We start from the raw sequence: 20,123 nt of genomic DNA, 5'->3' as shown, positions 1-20,123 counted from the left end.
GCAGTTCCCGGAGAGGAAACACCATGGCGGTGCACCGCAGCAGGGCCGACCGATCGCTCACCCACCCGCGACGAATGGCCTCGACCCTGTCGATTGCCATGCTGGTGGTCGGCACGGCCATCGCGGTCCCGACCGCTGCTGCTGCCGCGGCGCCGGGTACTGCCGCGGCCGCGCCGGCGGTGGCTGCAAGGTCGTCGGTCGGCGCGGTGAACCCGTTCATCGGCACCCAGGACGAGGGCAACACCTTCCCCGGGGCGGCAGTGCCGTTCGGCATGGTGCAGCTGTCCCCGGACACCGGTCACAACACGGGGTACGACTACACCCAGAGCAAGATCCGTGGCTTCTCGATGACCCATCTCTCCGGGGTCGGCTGCGGGCTCGCCGGGGTGGTGCCCGTGCTCCCGGCGACCAGCATCCCGACGAACACCGACTACGCCGCGTACGCGGCCGGCTTCGACCACGCGAGCGAGGACGCGTCCCCCGGCGCCTACGACGTCACCCTGCAGACCACCGGCGGGGGCGACGTCAGGGCCGAGCTCGGGGCGACGGAACACACCGGCGTCCAGCAGTACACCTTCCCGGCCACCGGCACGGCGGCGGTGCTGATCAACGCCGGGCAGTCGTTGTCGACCGTCAGCGCCTCCAGCGTCGCCATTGTCGACGACCGCACCGTCCGCACCAGCTCGACCGTCCGCGGGTTCTGCCGGGACACCGAACCGTTCACCGTCTTCTCCACCACCCGGTTCGACCGACCGTTCTCCCGCTCGGCCAGCGGGACCTGGACGGGCAACACCGTCACCGCCGGATCCACCGAGGCCGACACCGGGCGCACCGGGGCCGTGTTGGTGTTCGATCCGTCGACCGATCGCACGGTGCAGGCGCAGACCGCGATCAGCTACGTCGATGCCGCAGGCGCCGACGCCAACCTGGCCGCCGAGGCCACCACCCTGGACGCTGCCCGATCGGCGGCAGGCGACCTGTGGGCAGAACGGCTCGGCACGATCGACATCACCGGCGGCAGCGCCGAACAGCGCACCACCTTCTACTCCTCGCTCTACCGCAGCTTCCTGGCCCCGACCGTCGGCTCCGACGTCGACGGCCGCTACCGCGGCTGGGGAACCGGCGCCGACCAGCTGCACGGGGTCGAGCCCGGCCGGAAGTACTACCAGAACTTCTCCCTCTGGGACACCTACCGCACCCAGGAACAACTGCTCGCGCTGCTGGCGCCGAAGGAGGCCGGCGATCAGGCGGTTTCCCTTCTCCTGCAAGCGGAACAGGGTGGTTGGGCACCGCGGTGGAGCTACGGCCCCGTCGAGACGAACATCATGACCGGCGACCCGGTGACCCCGTTCCTGGTGACCGCCTGGTCCCAGGGGCTGCTCGCCGGCCACGAGGAACGCACCTACGCGGTGCTGAAGCAGAACGCCGACGGCGTCCCGCCCGCCGACTCGCCCTACAACGGCCGGGCCGGCAACGAGAGCTACCTCGCCGACGGTTTCGTGCCCTATGCCGAAGGAGCGACCGGCAAGGAGGGCGACTTCGACCTGCAGCACGGCGGTTCCGCCACGCTCGAGTACGCACTCGCCGACGGCACTCTCTCGACAATGGCCAGGGCGCTCGGCCATGGTGCGGACGCCGATCGGTACGCGACCAGGGCGGCGAACGCGAGCACCCTGTGGGACCGGGACACGAAGACGTTCAGAGCCAGAACGCCAGGCGGGGCCTTCGATCCGCAGGACGATCCCGCCTACGCGCCCGGCTTCCACGAGGGCACCACGCTGCAGTACACCTGGTTGCACCAGCAGAACTTCCCGCAGCTGGTACAGCTGTTGGGCGGCAAGGGGTTGACGCAACAGCGGCTGGACGAGTTCTTCGCGTACGACGCGCTGCTGACGGATCGCGACGACACCGTCCACAACGTCTGGGTCACCGGTTCGTACGACTACTACGGCCGCACGACGTACAACCCGAACAACGAACCCGACCTGCACGCGCCCTACGCGTACCTGTGGGCAGGGCAGCCGTGGAAGACCAGCGACGTGGTCCGGGCCGCGCTGACGCTGTTCACCGACGGACCGACCGGCGTCACCGGCAACGACGACCTGGGCACGATGTCCGCCTGGCACGTCCTGTCGTCCATCGGTCTCTACCCGGCCGTGCCAGGCACCGACCAGTGGGCTCTGACCACTCCGGCCTTCGAACGGGTCGCGGTGCATCCCGGCGGCGCTCCCGACAGGATCGTCACCCTCACCGCCCCCGGGGTCTCCGACGCCTCGCACTACATCCAGTCGGTGAACGTCGACGGACTGGCACTGGACCGCGGGTACCTCAGCGGTACCGAACTCGCCGCGGCCGACAGCATCGCGTTCAGCCTCGGCTCGACGCCCTCTGCCTGGGCGACCGGGCCGGACGCCGCTCCGGCGCCGCTGACCACTGCCGTACCAGTGGACCGGTTGACCGCCTCGGGTGCAGCAGCGGCGACGACCATCGCAGCCGGCCGCAGCGCCCCGGTCGCGCTGACCGTGGTGGCCCAGACCGGTACCCCCGTCACGCCCGTCATCGGACTCGACGGAGCCCTGCCTGCCGGTCTCAGGGTCGAACTGCCGACAGCAGCAGCGATCTCGGGCGATCGACTGCCGACCCAGCTCACCCCGGACGTCACCGTGCGGGTGGACGCCGGGACGGCGCCCGGGCCCTACTCGATCCCGCTGCGGGTCACCGCAGGATCGCTGTCGCGCACCACACAGCTGCAGATCGTCGTGCCGACCGAGCCCTTCCTGGCCGCCGGCCTGACCCAGCGCGCGATCGGCACCCGCGGCGGCGCAGACGCGGATTTCGACGGCGACACCGCGTACTACCTCGCCGACGCGCTCGCCACATCCGGTGTGGCACAGGGCATCCCGCAGCTGGTGCCGGGCTCCGCCGACCTGCGGTTCGTGCTGGCGCCGCCCGGTAGCGCTGCCGACAACCTCGTCGCGACAGGCAGGCCGATCGACGTCAGCCACGGGCTCGCCGGGTCGAGCCGCATCGCGATCGTCGGAGCAGCGGCGAACGGACCGATCACCACCACGATGACGCTCACCTACGCCGACGGCACCAGCACCCGGCAGGACGTCACCCTGCCCGACTGGTGCGGCGGTACGCCACCCGCGGGCATCACCACGGTGTCCTCGATGCCGGTCCGCGGCAGGGGCACCGACGTGCAGTCGGTCGGTTGCGGGCTCTTCGCCTCGGCGCCGATCCCAGTGAAGTCCGGAATCACCCTGCGCTCCATCACCTTCGGCGCGAATCCGAAGTTCCACGTGTTCGCCATCGCCGCCGACGGTGAACCGCAGGCACCCACTCCCACGGTGACCCCGGTCGTCGTCGGAACCCCCGCCGTCGGCCGCACCGTCGCGGTGGACCCGCCGGTGTGGGAGGTGTCCTCGTCCACGACGGTGGCCACGAGCTACCAGTGGAACGTGGACGGCCAGGCGGTTGCCGGTGCGACCGGACGGCTGCTGCCCCTCCGGCCCGCCGACCTCGGGAAGTCGTTGACCGTCACGGTGACGGGCACAGCGGCCGGTTGGGCGCCCGCAGTTGTCACCTCGGCGCCGGTGATCGTGACACCGGGCACCTTCACCGCGACCCGACCGACCCGCATCAGCGGGGCTCCCACGGTCGGCGAGCAGGTCAGCGCGGTCGCGCCCAGCTGGTCGGTTGCCGGCGTCAGCGTCGAGTACACCTGGGTGACCGGTAGCCGCCAGCTCGGCTCCGGACCGACGCTGCGGATTCCGCCGGGCGCCGTCGGCCAGAAATTGGTGCTGATCACCACCGCCCGGCTCGCCGGCTACACCCCGGTGGTGCTCAGGACCGCGCCGGTGATCATCCGGGCCGGCGTGCTCTTCCTCGCCGCGGCACCTCGCATCACCGGTACGGCCCGGGTCGGGGCGCGGCTGACCGCGGTGGCCGCGCAGTTCCAGGTGCCGGTGCGCTCGACCTACCGCTGGCTGGCCGGCGGCACCCCGATCGTGGGGGCCACCGCCTCGACGCTGATCGTTCCCCGGAACGCCGTCGGGCGCCGGATCACCGTGCAGGTGACCGCCACCGCCGCCGGGTACCAGCAGCGGACGACCACAACGGGGCCGACGGCGGTGGTTCCTGCCCCGTGACGGCAGCCCGACCGGTGCCGCCGGGCGGGGCAGCGCTGCGGAGAGCTTTCCGAGCGCCACGCACGGCACCGTCACGCCCCGTTGTCGGACAGGTGTTCTAGTGTTCCAGCCATGACATCCCGACCTGCCGCCCGCATCCGGACTGCCTATGCGTGCACCGAGTGCGGGCATCAGGCTGCGAAGTGGGTGGGCCGGTGCCCGGAGTGCCAGGCCTGGGGATCACTGTCCGAGACGGCGGTGGGGCCGGCCCGCGGCAGCATGCGGGCGGTCGTCGCAGGTCCCGTCTCCTCCCCGGCCCAGCCGATCGCCTCGGTCGATGCGACCATCGCCCGGCCGCGCCCCAGCGGGGTCACGGAGCTCGACCGGGTGCTCGGCGGCGGGCTGGTTCCGGGCAGCGTCGTGCTGCTGGCCGGCGAGCCCGGCGTCGGAAAGTCCACCCTGCTGCTGTCGGCGGCGCAGACCTGGGCGACGTCCGGCCAGGGCCGGGTCTTGATCGTGACCGGCGAGGAGTCGGCCGGTCAGGTGCGGCTGCGCGCGGGACGGATGGGCGCCCTGCACGAGAACCTGTTCCTGGCCGCGGAGACCGAGCTCTCCGCCCTGCTCGGCCACATCGACGCCGTCGCCCCCGAGCTGCTGATCGTCGACTCGGTGCAGACGATCGCCTCGGCCGAGGTCGATTCCTCCCCCGGTTCCGTCACCCAGGTCCGGGCAGTGGCCGGAGCGCTGACCGCGATCGCCAAACAGCGCGGGATGGCCTGCGTGCTGGTCGGCCACGTCACCAAGGACGGTGCCATCGCCGGCCCGCGGACCCTGGAACACCTGGTCGACGTGGTGCTGCACTTCGAGGGCGACCGGCACTCCAGCGTTCGCTTGGTCCGCGGCGTCAAGAACCGGTTCGGCGCTTCCGACGAGGTGGGCTGTTTCCGGATGACCGCAAGCGGCATCGAAGAAGTCCTGGAGCCGTCGGAGGTGTTCGTCTCCGGCGACCGCCCGGTGGTTCCCGGCAGCGCCGTCTCCATCGCCCTGCAGGGCAGGCGCCCGCTGCCGGTGGAGGTGCAGGCGCTGGTGTGCAAGTCCGGCGGCGAGAGCGGCCGGCGCACCGTGTCCGGGCTGGACACCAGCCGGGTCAACATGACACTCGCTGTGCTGCAACGCTTCGGCGGGGTCGCGCTGGGCGGCTGCGATGTGATCGCCGCGACCACCGGAGGCGTCAAGGTGAGCGAGCCGGCGGTAGACCTGGGGCTGGCGATGGCCGTCTGGTCGTCGGTGCGCGACATCGCCCTGCCCCAGCGCACCGTGTTCATCGGCGAGGTCGGATTGTCGGCCGACATCCGGAGCGTCCCCGCGCTCGGCCGACGGCTGGCGGAAGCGGCTCGGCTCGGTTTCACCCGCGCAATCGTGCCGGCGGGCACGGACACGGCGGCCCCGGCCGGCCTGGCGGTCGTCCCGGTCCGCGATCTCGGGGCGGCGTTGCGAACGGTGGGGTCGGACGAAGGGGTGGTGCGGTGGCTGCAGCGCTGAGCGCGGTCGAGCGTCGGCGATCGGTCCGCGCGCCCCGGACCACGACTCCTAGACTGACCCGGTGAACGACCGACCCGATCAGAGCGATCATTTCAGCATCCTGGCCCAGCTGGCCCCGGGCACGGCGCTGCGTGACGGGCTGGAACGGATCCTGCACGGCCGCACCGGTGCACTCATCGTGCTGGGTATGACTCCGGCGGTCGAAGCGATCTGCGACGGCGGGTTCGTCATCGACGTGGAGTTCTCTCCGACCCGGCTGCGCGAGCTCTGCAAGATGGACGGCGCCGTCGTGCTCGACCAGAACGCCACCCGCATCCTGCGCGCCAACGTGCAGCTGATGCCGGACGCGTCGTTGCCGACCGTCGAATCCGGCACCAGGCACCGCACCGCCGAGCGGGTCGGCGGTCAGGTCGGCCAGCCGGTGCTGGCTGTCAGCCACTCGATGTCGATCATCTCCCTATACTACCGCGGCACCCGGCACGAGGTACCCGACCCGTCCACCATCATCGGCCGGGCCAACCAGGCCCTGTCGACGTTGGAGCGGTATCGCTCGCGGTTCGACCAGGTGGCACAGTCGCTGTCGAAGCTGGAGATCGAGGACCAGGTCACACTGCGCGAGGCCGTCACCGCGATCCAGCGGGTGCTGATGGTGCACCGCATCGCCGACGAGCTGATCGGCGACGTCATCGAGCTCGGCACCGACGGACGGCTGATCGGCCTTCAGCTCGACGAACTGCTCGCCGGCACCGAGGGGGTCGCCGAACTCCTGATCCGCGACTACTGCGCGGTCGATGACGCCGAGCAGGTGGCGATCGCGGTCGAGGTGCTGTCCGGCTTCACCGGGACGGCGTTGCTGGACCTGGGAGCGATCACCGCAGCGCTCGGACGCAGTGGCGAATCCCCGGACCACCAGGTCAGCGCTCGCGGATATCGGCAGCTGACGGGCTTGCACCGGCTGCCACCGCTGGTGCTGGAGCGGTTGATCAGCGAGTTCAGCACGTTCCAGGCGCTGCTCGGCGCCACCGCCGCCGATCTGCAAACCGTCGACGGCATCGGTGAGGCCCGAGCCCGCGGGGTCCGTGAAGGACTGTCCCGACTGGCCGACCTGGCCATCAGCGACCGGTTCAGCTGAAACGACGCCGTCGGGCGACGACGCGAGGCCGGTCCACCCGCCGTCGCCCCCTCACGCGTTTGTCGACGGCCGGGTCGAGCGGACCAGCTCCGAGTCGGTCGACATCCGGATCCGCGGCAAGTGGGCTGCCGCGGTCCGGTCGGCGTCGATGGACGCCGGCCGGCCGCCGGCACACAGCGGAGTCAGCTGATCCGCAGCGCGATCACGCTACCCGGAGCGCTCGGCGACCAGAGATCAGCAGCATCCGTCAACCCAGTCAGGCCACCAGGCCGTGCGGGGCGATGACGTATTTCCTGGCCGCGCCCTTGTCGAAATCGGCGTAGCCCTCTGGGGCGTCGTCGAGCGAGATGACGGTGGCGTTGACAGCCTTGGCGATCTGCACCTTGTCGTTCAGGATCGCCTTCATCAGACCCAGGTTGTAGCGCATGACCGGGCACTGGCCGGTGGTGAACGAGATCGACTTAGCCCACCCGGTGCCCAGGCTGAGCGACAGCGAACCGACCTTGGCCGCTTCGTCGATACCGCCCGGATCGCCGGTGACGTACAGCCCCGGTATGCCGATGGCGCCACCGGCGGCGGTCACGTCCATCAGTGAGTTGAGCACGGTCGCCGGCGCTTCCTTGCCGGCGTCGCCGCCGTGACCGCGGGCTTCGAAGCCGACCGCATCCACTGCGGCATCGACCTCCGGAACACCGAGGATCTGCTCGATCTGGTCCTGCGGCGACCCTTTCGACACGTCAACGGTCTCGCAGCCGAAACTGCGCGCCTGCGCCAGCCGATCCTGGTTCAGGTCGGCGACGATGACCACCGAGGCACCGAGCAGTTGCGCGCCGACCGCGGCGGCCAGCCCGACCGGGCCGGCCCCGGCGATGTAGACGGTGGAACCGGGCTTGACCCCGGCCGTGACAGCTCCGTGGAAGCCGGTCGGGAAGATGTCGGACAGCATCGTCAGGTCCAGGACCTTGGCCAGCGCCTGGTCGCGGTCAGGGAAGCGCAGCAGGTTCCAGTCGGCGTAGGGCACGGTGACGTACTCGGCCTGTCCGCCGACCCAGCCGCCCATGTCGACGTAACCGTAGGCCGCACCCGGTCGGGCCGGATTGACGTTGAGACAGATGCCCGTCTTGCCCTCCTTGCAATTCCGGCACCGGCCGCAGGCGATGTTGAACGGGACCGAGCACACATCACCGACCTTGATGAACTCGACGTCGGGACCGGCCTCGACGACCTCGCCAAGGATTTCGTGGCCGAGTACCAGGTTCGGAGGAGCTGTGGTCCGCCCGCGCACCATGTGCTGGTCACTGCCACAGATGTTGGTGGTGACCACCTTGAGAATGACGCCGTGATTCAGCTTGCGGCCGACGTTGGCGGGGTTCACCCCCGGCCCGTCCAGCAGTTCCAGCTTCGGGTAGTCGATCGACTGCACCTCGACCTTGCCTGGCTCGACGTACGCAACGCCTCTGTTGCCTGCCATGTGTTGACCTCCGGGTCCGGGTGAATGACCACGACTGGGCTGGAATGCCTCGACAACGCCCATCCCGCGAATGCAGATGCGTGGTGAGCTGGGTCACTCTCGTCCGGCCAAACTACTCCCCCGCGGCGGACGTCGTCGGGTCGGCCTCTGCCGGCTTCCGGCCGTCGTCCGATCGTTGCAGCCAGCCACCGCGGACATCCCCGCCTGACCTCGACCCCATCTCCGCCAACGCGACAGGGCGACCGTCGCGGGTCAGCCGAAGGTGATCCGCACCGGGGTCGCCGACAGGGAGCCCAGCACGGCCCGTACCTGGTAGACCCCGGCAGGCACCGTGGTTCGCTCGCCCGCGCAGCCCGGTCGCGAGGTGGTGCCGGCCCAGCGGATGTTGTACTGCACGGTCTCGGCCGGCTGCAGCGTCCGGACCTCGGTGCCGGTGCCGGGGAAGCAATCGGCCGTCGACCAGGCCCTCGCCCCGGACGCTGAGTAGACCGAGAACACCTGTTTGCTGCCTGAGACGTCCTGGGTGCATGCCTGGGAACCCGAGTTGGTGACGCTCAGGCCCAGCACCGGCTGGGCGCCGGTCGGATAGGTGGCACTCCGCGAGGTGACCGTCAGCTGCAGCGTCGACGGCGTGCACAGCAATCGGCCCTGAGCATCGGTCGACGGTGCGACCGGCTTGGTGGTCGTCGGCTTGGTGGTCGTCGGCCTGGTGGTCGTCGGCCTGGTGGTCGTGGGCTTCGTGGTCGTCGGCTTCGTGGTCGTCGGCTCGGTGGTCGTCGGCTCGGTGGTGGTCGTCGACTTCGGGGTGGTCGTCGGCGTCGTGGCCGCGGGCTTCGCGGTGGACGAGGGTTTGGAGGTCGTCGGCTTGGTGGTGGGCGGCCCCGTGGTCGACGGCTTCGCGATGGACGAGGGTGCGGTGGTGGACGCTTTCGCGGTGGTCGACGGCTTCGCGGACGACGAGCCGACACTCGACTGCCCGGTGGTGCTCGGGGCCGGACTGCTTCCGCTGGAGCCCGATCCGCTCGCCCCGGAGGAGGCCCCGCTCCGAGCCGAGCTCGGCCCGCCGGCGCTTGCGCCGCCGCTCGATGCGAGCACCCCGGTGAGTGCGGTGGCGGGAGCCGTCGAACTGCCGGTACCAGCGGTCGGCGATGGCTGCGCTCCGGATCCGCTGGCTTTGGCCACGACGAACCAGATCAGACCGACCAGCACCAGCACGGCCACCACGATCACCAGTGCGCGGCGCCGCCAGTAGACGGTGGTGGGCAGGGGTCCGACCGGATTGATCACCACTGGACGGTAGCTTCGGACGCGCGCTGAACAGCGGAGCAACGCCGGGTGACCAGCGCGGCGACCGTGTCCGACCGAGCGCTAGCGTGGGTGGGTGCCGACCGATGCCCCCGCGCTCCCGGTGGGGCTGCTGGCGCAGTTCTACCGCGAACAGGCTCGCGATCTTCCGTGGCGGAATGCGGACGCAGGCCCCTGGGGGGTGCTGGTCAGTGAGTTCATGTTGCAGCAGACGCCGGTCAGCCGAGTACTGCCGGTCTTCCGGGCGTGGCTGGAGCGCTGGCCCTTCCCCGCCGCGCTCGCCGCGGATGCGCCGGGCGATGCGATCCGCGTCTGGGGCCGACTGGGCTATCCGCGCCGAGCCCTCCGGCTGCACGCAGCCGCCACGCAGATCGTCGTCCAGCACGACGGTGTGGTGCCGTGGGATGTCGATGCGCTGCTCGCGCTGCCGGGTGTCGGCGACTACACCGCTCGCGCCGTCGCCGCGTTCGCCCATCGACAGCGGGTACCGGTGGTCGACACCAACGTCCGGCGGGTGCTCAACCGGATCGTGCGGGGCAACGACGATGCCGGTCCGGCCACCGCCGCGGATCGCGCACTGCTGGAACCACTGCTCCCCGCCGAAGGAGTTGCGGCAGCGGAACTGTCCGCCGCGCTGATGGAACTCGGCGCCATGGTCTGCACGTCGGTCCGACCGCGGTGTGACGAGTGCCCGGTGCGCGAGCACTGCCGGTGGCTCGCCGTCGGGCGACCGACCCGCACCGTGCATGCCGCGAAGCAGACCTGGCACGGAACCGACCGTCAGGTGCGCGGCCGGATCCTGGCCCTGCTGCGGGCGGCACCGGGCGCGGTCGCCGCTGACGACGTCGGCGCGCTCTGGCCCGACGACGCCCAGCGCGAGCGTTGCGTCAGCTCGCTGCTGCACGACGGGCTGCTCGCGCGAACGCCGGAGGGCACTTTCGTCCTTCCCGGCTGAACCCCCGGTGACGGTGCGCCGAATTCGGAAGGATCCGCACGATTTCCGTGCGCTCGGACTTGCCGGCCACCCCGACCGGGGCCAGGGTTTGGGAGAAAGGTCCGCGCCTCGTCCTGATCACGGGAGTTTCCGCCATGCGATTCCTGTTCACCCGCAGCCTCGCCGCCCTGGCCGTGGCGGCCACTGCTGCCGTCGGTATCACCCTGCCCGCGGCAGCTGCCGGCGTGAACTACGTCGCGCTCGGCGACTCGTACTCCTCCGGGGTGGGCGCGGGCGACTACCTCGATTCCAGCGGCGACTGCCTGCGGTCGGAGAACGCGTACTCCGCGGCCTGGGCCGCGCAGAACGCTCCGGCCTCCTACCGCTCCGTCGCGTGCTCGGGCGCCCGGACCGGTGACGTGCTGGCCAATCAGATCTCGGCGCTCAGCAGCTCCACGACGTTGGTCTCGATCACCGTCGGGGGCAACGATGCCGGCTTCAGCGACATCATCAAGACCTGCGTCCTGGAAGGTGAGGGTGCCTGCATCGGCGCAGTCCAGGCCGCAGAGGACACGGGTCGCGCCGAACTGCCCGGGAAGCTCGACACCACCTATGGCGCGATCAGGTCGGCGGCGCCGAGCGCCCAGGTGGTCGTGCTGAGCTATCCCGAGTTCTACGAGCTGGGCCACACGTTCTGCGTCGGCCTGAGTGAGAAGTCGCGCACCAAGATCAACGAGGGCATCAACGTGATCGACGGCGTCATCAACGCGGCCGCTGCGCGGGCCGGGTTCGTCTTCGGCGATGTCCGCGGCACCTTCGACGGGCACCAATTGTGCTCCGGCAGCAAGTGGCTGCACGCGCTGAACGTCTCCGACCTGACGGTCAGCTACCACCCGTTCGAGAGCGGTCAGCGCGGCGGCTACCTGCCGGTGTTCACCGCGGCGGCCGGCTGATTCGATCCGGCGGTCCACAACCACAGCCGTCGAGCTGACGCGGGACGGGGCCGCCGTTCACCCGGCGCATCCTGGTCGTCCACCTCGCCGCCCCGGCCGCCGATCTGACCGACATTCCGGGTACCTGGCACCTCGCGTCCGAGGCCGGCGACCTCCGCCAGCGGCTGGCCTTCGATTCGGGCGGCACGACCGTGCCGGCAGTGCTGCAGTCGATCGCAGCGCCGGCGGAGGTGCGTGACCTCTCGATCGAGGAGCCCGACGTCGAGGACGTCGTCAGGCGGATCTACGCGAGATGACGCAGGGCCCGCATCCCCTCAAGGGATGCGGGCCCTGCGTACCACAGCGTCAACCGACCGAGGTCACTCGGTACCGGTCGGCTCGATCGGCGGCTTGACCTCCGACGCCGCGGATGCGGCGTGCTTGGCCATCCCCACGGCGACCGGCTCCGGCTCCTTCACCATGGTGGCCGACCTCGGCTCACCGACGAAGGAGAACGTCGCGTCGGCGCCGAGACCACTGGCATCGATCTTGATGACCTGACCGGGCTTGATCTCGTCGAACAGGATCTTCTCCGAGAGCGCGTCCTCGATCTCGCGCTGGATCGTGCGACGCAGCGGGCGCGCACCCAGCACCGGGTCGAAGCCGCGCTGCGCGAGCAGGGCCTTGCCCGCGGGGCTGACCGCGAGATCCATGTCCTTGTTCTTCAGCGCCTTCTCGACGCGCTTGAGCATCAGGTCGACCATCAGCTCGATCTCGCTGGGGGTGAGCTGGTGGAAGACCACCACGTCGTCGATGCGGTTGAGGAACTCCGGGCGGAAATGCTTCTTCAGCTCGTCGTTGACCTTCGTCTTCATCCGCTCGTAGTTGGACTCCGAATCGTTCCCGGAGGCGAAGCCCATCGAAACGGACTTCGAGATGTCCGCGGTGCCGAGGTTGGAGGTGAAGACGATGACGGTGTTCTTGAAGTCGACCGTCCGACCCTGACCGTCGGTGAGCCGACCGTCCTCCAACACCTGCAGCAGCGTGTTGTAGATGTCCGGGTGCGCCTTCTCGATCTCGTCGAACAGCACCACCGAGAACGGCTTGCGCCGCACCTTCTCGGTGAGCTGACCGCCCTCCTCGTAGCCGACGTACCCGGGAGGGGCACCGAAGAGCCGCGAGGCGGTGTAACGGTCGTGGAACTCGCCCATGTCGACCTGGATCAGCGCATTCTCGTCACCGAAGAGGAACTCGGCCAGCGCCTTGGTCAGCTCCGTCTTACCCACTCCGGACGGGCCGGCGAAGATGAACGAGCCCGACGGACGCTTGGGATCCTTGAGGCCCGCGCGGGTGCGCCGGATGGCCTTGGAGACTGCCTTGACCGCCTCGTGCTGGCCGATGATCCGCTTGTGCAGAGCATCTTCCATCTTGAGCAGCCGGGTGGTCTCCTCCTCGGTGAGCTTGAAGACGGGGATGCCGGTCCAGTTGGCCAGCACCTCCGCGATCTGCTCGTCAGAGACCTCGGAGACGACGTCGAGGTCGCCGTCCTTCCACGCCTTCTCCCGCTCCGACTTCTTCTGCAGGAGCTGCTTCTCCGAGTCCCGCAGCGACGCTGCCTTCTCGAAGTCCTGCGAATCGATCGCGGATTCCTTGTCCCGACGCACGTTCGCCAGCTTGTCGTCGAAGTCGCGCAGGTCCGGCGGTGCCGTCATCCGACGGATCCGCATCCGGGCGCCGGCCTCGTCGATCAGATCGATGGCCTTGTCCGGCAGGAAGCGGTCGTTGATGTAGCGGTCGGCCAGCGTGGCCGCCGCCACCAAAGCGTCGTCGGTGATCGTGATGCGGTGGTGCGACTCGTACCGGTCGCGCAGACCCTTGAGGATCTCGATGGTATGCGCGACCGTCGGTTCGCCGACCTGGATCGGCTGGAAACGCCGCTCAAGGGCCGCGTCCTTCTCGACGTACTTGCGGTACTCGTCGAGCGTGGTCGCGCCGATGGTCTGCAGCTCGCCGCGAGCCAGCATCGGCTTCAGGATGCTGGCGGCGTCGATCGCGCCCTCGGCGGCACCCGCACCCACCAGGGTGTGGATCTCGTCGATGAACAGGATGATGTCGCCGCGGGTGCGGATCTCCTTGAGCACCTTCTTGAGGCGCTCCTCGAAGTCGCCGCGGTACCGGCTGCCGGCCACCAGCGACCCGAGGTCGAGAGTGTAGAGCTGCTTGTCCTTGAGGGTCTGCGGGACGTCGCCACGGACGATGGCCTGGGCCAGGCCCTCGACGACGGCGGTCTTGCCGACGCCGGGCTCGCCGATCAGTACCGGGTTGTTCTTGGTACGACGGGAGAGCACCTGCATCACCCGCTCGATCTCCTTCTCCCGGTTGATGACCGGGTCCAGCTTGCCCTCGCGGGCCGACTGGGTGAGGTTGCGACCGAACTGGTCGAGCACCAGCGAGGTGGACGGGGTGCCTTCGGCGCGCCCGCCCTCGGCCGCTGCCGTCTCCTTGCCCTGGTAGCCGGACAGCAGCTGCAGGACCTGCTGGCGGACCCGGTTGAGGTCGGCGCCGAGCTTGCCCAGCACCTGGGCTGCGACGCCCTCGCCCTCACGGATCAGCCCGAGCAGGATGTGCTCGGTGCCGATGTAGTTGTGGCCGAGCTGCAGCGCCTCGCGCAGGCTGAGCTCCAGGACCTTCTTGGCACGCGGGGTGAAGGGGATGTGACCGGAGGGCGCCTGGGCACCCTGACCGATGATCTCCTCGACCTGGGCACGGACGCCCTCCAGGGCGATCCCCAACGACTCGAGGGCCTTCGCAGCGACGCCCTCACCCTCGTGGATGAGCCCCAACAGGATGTGTTCCGTGCCGATGTAATTGTGGTTGAGCATCCTGGCTTCTTCCTGCGCCAGGACGACCACGCGACGGGCTCGGTCGGTGAACCTTTCGAACATGTGCACTCCTTTGCGGGGATACCCCACTGTAGTGCGGCCGGTGCCGCCGGGAGATGGTCGGTGGGATCCGCGCACGGGTCCTGTACCCACCATCGAACGACGTCACCATTGCAGCGTTGTTACGAGGGGATTCGGGTGTCGACCGGATCGGGACTGGTGATCACCGCGATGACCTGCCGGTTCTCGTCCCGACGGCCTGCGGTCGACCCCCTGGTCCGAAGAGGTTGACATCCGCTTCCAACGCTCCCGGTCGGCGGGACGTTCCGCCAGCGAACGACCTACGCCGAGGGCGAACAGCAGGACGGGGTCCGCCTCAGCGCACCCAGTCGGCGACCACGAACCCGATCCCGACCAGTGCGGTGGCTGCCAGCACCGCCAGGTAGCCGATCACCAACCGGGTGTCCCGCAACACGCACGTGCTGCGGGTGAGTCCCACTCTCCGGGCCCGCAGATACCCGGCCAGACCGAGCGCGGCGAAGGCCAACAGCGCGAACGGGCCCAGCCACCAGGCCAGCGCCGCGATGGTCGCGTACACACACAGCCGCAGCGGGTCCGGGGACGATGCCGTCGTCGGACCACCCGCACCATCCCTGGGAGCGCTGCTCATCGCACCTCCAGCGGGATCGACCGGCCCGGCCTCGCCGGCCCCGACGCGACCGCGGACAGCCGGGACGCACCCAGCGGCGCCCAGGCCTGGACGGCGCAGAACGGCGCACACTGGTCCTGCTCGGCGCTGCGGGTCCCCACGTGCACGCAGCACTGGGTCAGCCGCTCCTCGATCATCGTGTGGACGTCCATGAACGGTTTGACGGTGATCCGCTTGACCCGCTCGCCCAGCAGCGTGCGGAGTCGCCGGCGACGCCCCGGCAGCACACCGGAGGCCAGGGTCAGCAGGGTGGACATGCCCAGGTCGCAGTTCTCGCAGATGTCCCGCCACAGGTCGCCGATGTCCGGGTGCGACAGGCTGCTCTGTTCGCTGAGCAGGTCCATCAGCGACGCCTTGACGGCCGCGGCCAGCTGCCGGGGCAGCGCGTCGTCGGCGATCCGGTTGGCGACCAGCCCGAGACGCTGCTTCATTCGGTCGTGGCCGATCAGGCCGACCAACGACCGCCACCGTCCGGCGTCGTCCTTGATGAGATAGCCGACGCTGCAGCAGTGCGGGTGCGAGCACGGCAGCGCGGTCAGGTCCCGCCAGGTCACCAGCCCGTCGGTCTGCGGGCCGAGCCGGGAGAGCACTCCGGTGTGGGTCAGCCGGCGCAGCGGGTCGATCTCGCCCGACCGGCCCGAGGTGAACTGCGGCTGGATCGACACGCCCCCCACGTACGGGGTGTCCAGGGCCACCTGGATGACGTCACCGATCTCGGAGTCGTTGACGTCGAGCGCGGCCGTCATCACCAGGGTGGTGAAGATCCGCTTCTCGGACAACCGCCGGACGGCGTCCGCCTTGATCCGGCGCAGGTCGGCGCCCCGGTGGTGCCGGGACGCCTCGGCCGTGAGGCCGTCGAACTGCAGGTAGACCTCGACCCGCTCGCGGTGCCGGGCCAACTTCTCGAGCAGTGCGTCGTCGCGGGCGATCAGCAGTCCGTTCGTGTTGACCAGGATCCGGACGATCGGGCGGGCCACGAGGGCATCGAGCAGGCGACCCAGTTCCGGGTGCAGCGTTGGTTCGCCGCCGCTGAGCATCAGCACGTCGAGCTTGCCGTTCTCCCGCGCCAGCCGTTGGTCGACGTTCTTGAGCACTTCCTCGACGGGGACGGCGCCGCGCAGGTCGGGGGCGGAGTCGGCGAAACAGGTGGGGCAGCGCAGGTTGCAGGCCTCGACGATGTCCTCGAGCAGGATGCAGGTGTGCTGGGTCTGCATCTCGCCCAGACCGCGTGCGTACGCCGACGGGACCGGCGCGTAGTTGCCGACGCTGTCCGGCGTGTGCTGTTTGGTCGGCGCCGTCCACTCCTCCAGGTAGCAGAGGATCTCCGGATCCTCGTCGTACAGCGTTCGCACCAGACCGTGGTCGGGGCAGCCGCGCTCGAGCCAGACCGCCCCGTCCCGCTCCGTGAGGACGCCGGAGAGCCGGCGGACGTCGGCCAGCGACGACTCGGGGGACTCGTCGTGACACTGCGGGCAGAACGCGTTGACATACCGATGGATGCGGTCGCCGCGCAGGCCCATCCCGGCGGTCGGCGGCGTCGCCTGGTGTCCGGGCGTCATACCAGGAACCTCGTGAAGCCGGTACTCACGCCGGCGCTGACGATCGACAGGATGGCCCAGCCGGTCATCAGACCGACGGCGAGCCCGCGGTACCGCGGCGTCGGGATGAAGCACTGGCCGCCGCCGACCACGAACAGCAGCACGCTGACAACGATGCCGACGCCGGGGGTCGGCAGGCGCAGGTGGTCGAAGGAGATGAGCAGCACGACGCTGATCGGGATCGTCAACAGGATTCCCTGCAGGACGAACCGGATCGACACCGCAGGAGACTGCCGGCCCGGCGGCGTCACAGGATGAACTTCTGCAGGCCGGTGCAGACTCCGGCGGTGGTGATCGACAGCAGCGCCCAGCCGGTCATCAGTCCGATACCGAAACCCCGCGCCCCTGGCGACCGGACGAAGCACAACCCGCCACCGCCGAGGAACACCAGGCCGGCGAAGATCCCGGCCCGCACCGCGAGCTCGGACCGACCGTCCAGGACGAACACGAACACGAAACTCAGGGGTATCACCGCCAGGACTCCGAGCACGGCAAGCACCACCGAGACGGCCGGCGGCCTCCGCTGCGGGTCGGATCCTGCCGGGAAGCCAGGCGGCTCTCCAGGCGGAGGCGGCGGTCCGGTCGGGGGCGGCGGTCCGGTCGGGGGCGGCGGTCCGGTCGGGGGCGGCGGTCCGGTCGGGGGCGGCGGTCCGGTCGGGGGCGGCGGTGGCGACACGGTCATGGGTGCACCTCCCGGCGCGAAGATCGACGGGTGACGACGTCGGCGAAAGCACCGGAGCGGAACCGGACGACCAACCGCCAGATGACCAGGGGCATCAGGATCAGCACGAACCACTGCGGCCGGGTCAGGCCGAGCCAGACGGTCGGATTGGCCCGGGTGAACTCGACGAGGAAGCGGAACGCCGCATACGCAGCCAGATAGACGGTGAGCAGCAGGCCGGGGTACGTCACCCGGCCCCGGAGCCACAGCAGGCCGACGAAGGCGACCAGCTGGAAGATGATCTCGTACAGGAACGAGGGGTGCATCCCCACTCCGGCGAGACAGCCGGGACATTGAGCGACGCTGCTCGGAGCGTGCACCGCCCAGGGCAAGGCGGTGGGTCGGCCGGGCGCCTCGGTCAGCAGGCAGCCGATCCGACCGACGGCCATTCCGATGGCCACGGCAGGGGCGAACAGATCGCCGGTACTGACGCGATAGCCGATGACCCGCTTGGCGATCAGCACGCCGACATAGGCGCCGGTGAGTCCGCCCAGAATGCTCCGGACGCCGTATTCCCACGCCTCGAGCAGGGTGGGATTTGCCGCGGGGCTCAGGTGCGGCAGCAGCCCGGACAATCGCATGCCGACAGCTCCGCCGATCAATGCGCCACACACCGCGATCACGGTGCTCGAGTTCCACTGTCCTCGCGCCCGTGCTTCGAGGACGAACACCACCAGAGCGATTGCGACCCCCGCCCCGACGAAGAACTCGTGGGTTCCGACGTCCACCCCGCCCCACGAGAACAGCACCGGCCTCATCGCGCAGACCCTAATGCACCACCGAAGGCCACGTGCCTCGTTCGGCGGACTTCGACCGTTCGGAGAGCAGAAGGGTCTCTCGACACCGCACGCCCCGCCGGATGAGCAGGCGGGGCGTGCGGTGTGGGAGTCGGTGGATCAGTGCGCTTCTGCGTACTCGTCCAGCAGCGTCCTGGACACCCGACCACGGTCCGACACAGGCTTGTTGTTGTCCCGAGCCCAGGCGCGCACGGCCTGCAGGTGCTCGCGGTCACCACGGGCACCGCCGACGCGGCCACGGCCGCTCCCGGACGCCGGGCGGGGGGGACGCCCGGAGCTCTCTCGGCGGGCATGGGCGACGAACGTCGCGACCGCGTCGCGCAGCTTCTTCGCATTCTTGTCGTTCAGGTCGATGACGTACGAGGCGCCGTCGATCCCGAAGGTGATGGTCTCGGCTGCTGCCGAACCGTCGATGTCGTCGATGAGGGTGACGATCGTCTGCTTAGCCATGAATGGCCTTCCTGCTGGGTCGTGTCTGTGAGAATTGCAGTTGCCGACAATTGTGGGCTGCCATTCCTGTTGTCGCGGACACTGTAATACAACAGACCGAGCAGACACGACCCCGCGCCGCACCATCAGCGACGCGGACGTTACCGGGCAGGTGTTCAGGCCCAGTAACGATGGACGTTCGGATCCATTCCGGCGTAGTAGACCGCCCGCACCTGGACCTGTTTGCCGACCTGCGGGGCCTGCAGCATGTATGCGGTTCCCTCGAACCAGCCCAGGAACACCGACACGTGCCCCGGATAGCCGATGATGTCGCCGGGCAGCGCCTGGGCGAACGGGATCGAGCGGCCACCGGAGCGTTGCGCTGACGAGTCGCCACCGATGACGAAGCCCGCCTGGCGCAGGACGAACGCGGTGAGGCCCGAGCAGTCGAATCCGGTGCTTCCGCTGCAGGAGTTCTTCGAACCACCACCGCGGCTGCAGCCCTGGTCGGGGCCGCTGCCTGCGGTGCCGCCGCCCCAGACGTAGGGCAGACCGACCGCGGCGAGACCGGCCGCGATGCCCCGCGCCACTCCGGCGGTCGGCGCCATCACGCGACGACCGGCGACGTGCGGATCGATGTCCTGTGCTGCCGGGATGGTGACAGCCACCCCCGAGATCGACACCGGAGTGGTGGCCCGAGTGCCGGTACCCCCGAAATACTTGCCGAACAGCACGAAGAAGTTGCGATTCCCGTACGCGGAACAGGCATCACCGGTGCCCGGGTAGGCGGTGAGCGAAGCGGCGTTGGGCTGGTAGGGGGTGTAGTTGTACAGCGCCGCGGTGGCTGCATTCCTGATCTGCACCGACGACGATCCGCAACCCGTTTCCTGGACGTTCCAACGGATGTCCGCGCGCTGGCCTGCTCGGTAGGAATAGTTCTGCGGATCGAGGCGATAACGGGCCCATTGCTGCGCCATCCCGTAGAGCTGGTTCCAGAATCCAGAATGGGCGGGATCGCAGTTGGCGCTGCCGCCGGGGCCGGTGTCGGGGCAGTGCCAGCCCCAAGCCGACGCCCAGCTCGACGAGGTGGCGTCGCTGCGGGTGAGCAGGCCGGATTCCTTCTGCAGCGTGACGATCATGACCTGCGGGTTGATACCGCAGGCGACCGAGACGGCAGCGATGGCGGCAGCGGCGGTCCAACGACGCGCCGGGAGAGCCGCGCAGTACTTGTTCGCCGGCTCGGCGGGGGCGTCGACGGCCAGCGAGCGCAGACACTGCGCACTCGTACATCCTGCGCCGCGCACATCGGCGAACGCCTGGACTGCCGCTGCGTCCATGGCCCCGCTGTCGTAGAACACCGCGTCGGAGATGATCTCGCCCGGGTCGAAGGCGGCCAGGCTGCTACCGGCAGGCACGCAGTCGGTGGCGTCACGCGCGATGACTCCGGCCGGTACGGGGGTGGCTCCGGCGTCGACCGGGTCAGGGGTGACGTGCTCGGGGCCGTCCGTCCCCACCGGCTCGTTCGGATCGGGCCGAGCGGG

At 69.7% G+C, this 20,123-nt stretch carries 16 protein-coding genes; 6 read left to right on the top strand and 10 right to left on the bottom strand.

Translation table 11 applies throughout. The annotated features are described in order from the left end of the window. Positions 1–23: 23 nt before the first annotated feature. From ABLG96_RS05440 to disA, 3 genes are all read left to right on the top strand, one after another. Entirely contained in the window at positions 24–4,151 is a 4,128-nt protein-coding gene (locus ABLG96_RS05440) for a GH92 family glycosyl hydrolase (RefSeq protein WP_353650371.1), read from the top strand. 111 nt (positions 4,152–4,262) lie between these two features. After that, positions 4,263–5,672, top strand: a complete 1,410-nt coding sequence (gene radA / locus ABLG96_RS05435; RefSeq protein WP_353650370.1) for a DNA repair protein RadA — start codon at positions 4,263–4,265, stop codon at positions 5,670–5,672. 61 nt (positions 5,673–5,733) lie between these two features. Then, the gene (gene disA, locus ABLG96_RS05430; protein ID WP_353650369.1) at positions 5,734–6,804 is read left to right on the top strand and encodes a DNA integrity scanning diadenylate cyclase DisA; all 1,071 of its coding nucleotides are present in this window, start codon (positions 5,734–5,736) and stop codon (positions 6,802–6,804) included. Between the two features lie 256 nt (positions 6,805–7,060). On the opposite strand, the gene fdhA is transcribed toward disA, so the two are convergent. Both fdhA and ABLG96_RS05420 read right to left on the bottom strand, forming a co-directional pair. Further along, on the bottom strand, positions 7,061–8,275 hold the full coding sequence (fdhA, locus tag ABLG96_RS05425; RefSeq protein WP_353650368.1) for a formaldehyde dehydrogenase, glutathione-independent: 1,215 nt from the start codon (positions 8,273–8,275) through the stop codon (positions 7,061–7,063). Positions 8,276–8,527: 252 nt separating this feature from the next. After that, entirely contained in the window at positions 8,528–8,917 is a 390-nt protein-coding gene (locus ABLG96_RS05420; protein ID WP_353650367.1) for a hypothetical protein, read from the bottom strand. 37 nt (positions 8,918–8,954) lie between these two features. Here ABLG96_RS05420 and ABLG96_RS05415 point away from each other — a divergent pair, with 37 nt between their 5' ends. The 3 genes from ABLG96_RS05415 (at position 8,955) to ABLG96_RS05405 (ending at position 11,467) form a co-directional block, all read left to right on the top strand. Next, positions 8,955–9,527, top strand: coding sequence for a hypothetical protein (locus ABLG96_RS05415; protein WP_353650366.1), 573 nt, complete (start codon positions 8,955–8,957; stop codon positions 9,525–9,527). 129 nt (positions 9,528–9,656) lie between these two features. Beyond that, positions 9,657–10,535 (top strand): A/G-specific adenine glycosylase, encoded by an 879-nt coding sequence (locus ABLG96_RS05410; protein ID WP_353650365.1) that lies wholly within the window; start codon positions 9,657–9,659, stop codon positions 10,533–10,535. 134 nt (positions 10,536–10,669) lie between these two features. Continuing rightward, entirely contained in the window at positions 10,670–11,467 is a 798-nt protein-coding gene (locus ABLG96_RS05405) for an SGNH/GDSL hydrolase family protein (protein ID WP_353650364.1), read from the top strand. A 359-nt stretch (positions 11,468–11,826) separates the two neighbouring features. Here the strand turns inward: ABLG96_RS05405 and ABLG96_RS05400 are convergent, their stop codons facing one another. The 8 genes from ABLG96_RS05400 to ABLG96_RS05365 form a co-directional block, all read right to left on the bottom strand. Continuing rightward, positions 11,827–14,391, bottom strand: a complete 2,565-nt coding sequence (locus ABLG96_RS05400; protein WP_353650363.1) for an ATP-dependent Clp protease ATP-binding subunit — start codon at positions 14,389–14,391, stop codon at positions 11,827–11,829. Positions 14,392–14,704: 313 nt separating this feature from the next. Beyond that, positions 14,705–14,998: a hypothetical protein gene (locus ABLG96_RS05395; RefSeq protein ID WP_353650362.1), complete on the bottom strand. Its 294-nt coding sequence runs from the start codon at positions 14,996–14,998 to the stop codon at positions 14,705–14,707. Continuing rightward, complete coding sequence (locus ABLG96_RS05390; RefSeq protein ID WP_353651390.1) at positions 14,995–16,557, bottom strand: radical SAM protein; 1,563 nt, start codon at positions 16,555–16,557, stop codon at positions 14,995–14,997. Before ABLG96_RS05390 ends, ABLG96_RS05395 begins: the two co-directional genes overlap by 4 nt. A gap of 35 nt (positions 16,558–16,592) precedes the next feature. Then, the gene (locus ABLG96_RS05385) at positions 16,593–16,856 is read right to left on the bottom strand and encodes a hypothetical protein (protein WP_353650361.1); all 264 of its coding nucleotides are present in this window, start codon (positions 16,854–16,856) and stop codon (positions 16,593–16,595) included. 26 nt (positions 16,857–16,882) lie between these two features. Beyond that, positions 16,883–17,125, bottom strand: coding sequence for a hypothetical protein (locus ABLG96_RS05380; RefSeq protein ID WP_353650360.1), 243 nt, complete (start codon positions 17,123–17,125; stop codon positions 16,883–16,885). 188 nt (positions 17,126–17,313) lie between these two features. After that, positions 17,314–18,114 (bottom strand): prolipoprotein diacylglyceryl transferase family protein, encoded by an 801-nt coding sequence (locus ABLG96_RS05375; protein ID WP_353650359.1) that lies wholly within the window; start codon positions 18,112–18,114, stop codon positions 17,314–17,316. Positions 18,115–18,252: 138 nt separating this feature from the next. After that, on the bottom strand, positions 18,253–18,603 hold the full coding sequence (locus ABLG96_RS05370) for an Lsr2 family protein (protein ID WP_353650358.1): 351 nt from the start codon (positions 18,601–18,603) through the stop codon (positions 18,253–18,255). A 155-nt stretch (positions 18,604–18,758) separates the two neighbouring features. Next, entirely contained in the window at positions 18,759–20,096 is a 1,338-nt protein-coding gene (locus ABLG96_RS05365) for an NlpC/P60 family protein (RefSeq protein ID WP_353650357.1), read from the bottom strand. Between the last annotated feature and the right edge of the window lie 27 nt (positions 20,097–20,123).

This window comes from Nakamurella sp. A5-74, from assembly GCF_040438885.1.
GTDB lineage: Bacteria > Actinomycetota > Actinomycetes > Mycobacteriales > Nakamurellaceae > Nakamurella.
The sequence above is the reverse complement of the archived record's forward strand: the minus strand, read 5'-3'. Positions and strand labels throughout refer to the sequence as shown.

Bases quoted from the DNA above. Each gene is read 5' to 3' on its own strand.
- ABLG96_RS05400 (WP_353650363.1), bottom strand. From the start codon at position 14,391: ATGTTCGAAAGGTTCACCGACCGAGCCCGTCGCGTGGTCGTCCTGGCG.
- radA (WP_353650370.1), top strand. From the start codon at position 4,263: ATGACATCCCGACCTGCCGCCCGCATCCGGACTGCCTATGCGTGCACC.
- fdhA (WP_353650368.1), bottom strand. From the start codon at position 8,275: ATGGCAGGCAACAGAGGCGTTGCGTACGTCGAGCCAGGCAAGGTCGAG.
- ABLG96_RS05375 (WP_353650359.1), bottom strand. From the start codon at position 18,114: ATGAGGCCGGTGCTGTTCTCGTGGGGCGGGGTGGACGTCGGAACCCAC.
- ABLG96_RS05395 (WP_353650362.1), bottom strand. From the start codon at position 14,998: ATGAGCAGCGCTCCCAGGGATGGTGCGGGTGGTCCGACGACGGCATCG.
- ABLG96_RS05370 (WP_353650358.1), bottom strand. From the start codon at position 18,603: ATGGCTAAGCAGACGATCGTCACCCTCATCGACGACATCGACGGTTCG.
- ABLG96_RS05390 (WP_353651390.1), bottom strand. From the start codon at position 16,557: ATGGGCCTGCGCGGCGACCGCATCCATCGGTATGTCAACGCGTTCTGC.
- ABLG96_RS05405 (WP_353650364.1), top strand. From the start codon at position 10,670: ATGCGATTCCTGTTCACCCGCAGCCTCGCCGCCCTGGCCGTGGCGGCC.
- ABLG96_RS05440 (WP_353650371.1), top strand. From the start codon at position 24: ATGGCGGTGCACCGCAGCAGGGCCGACCGATCGCTCACCCACCCGCGA.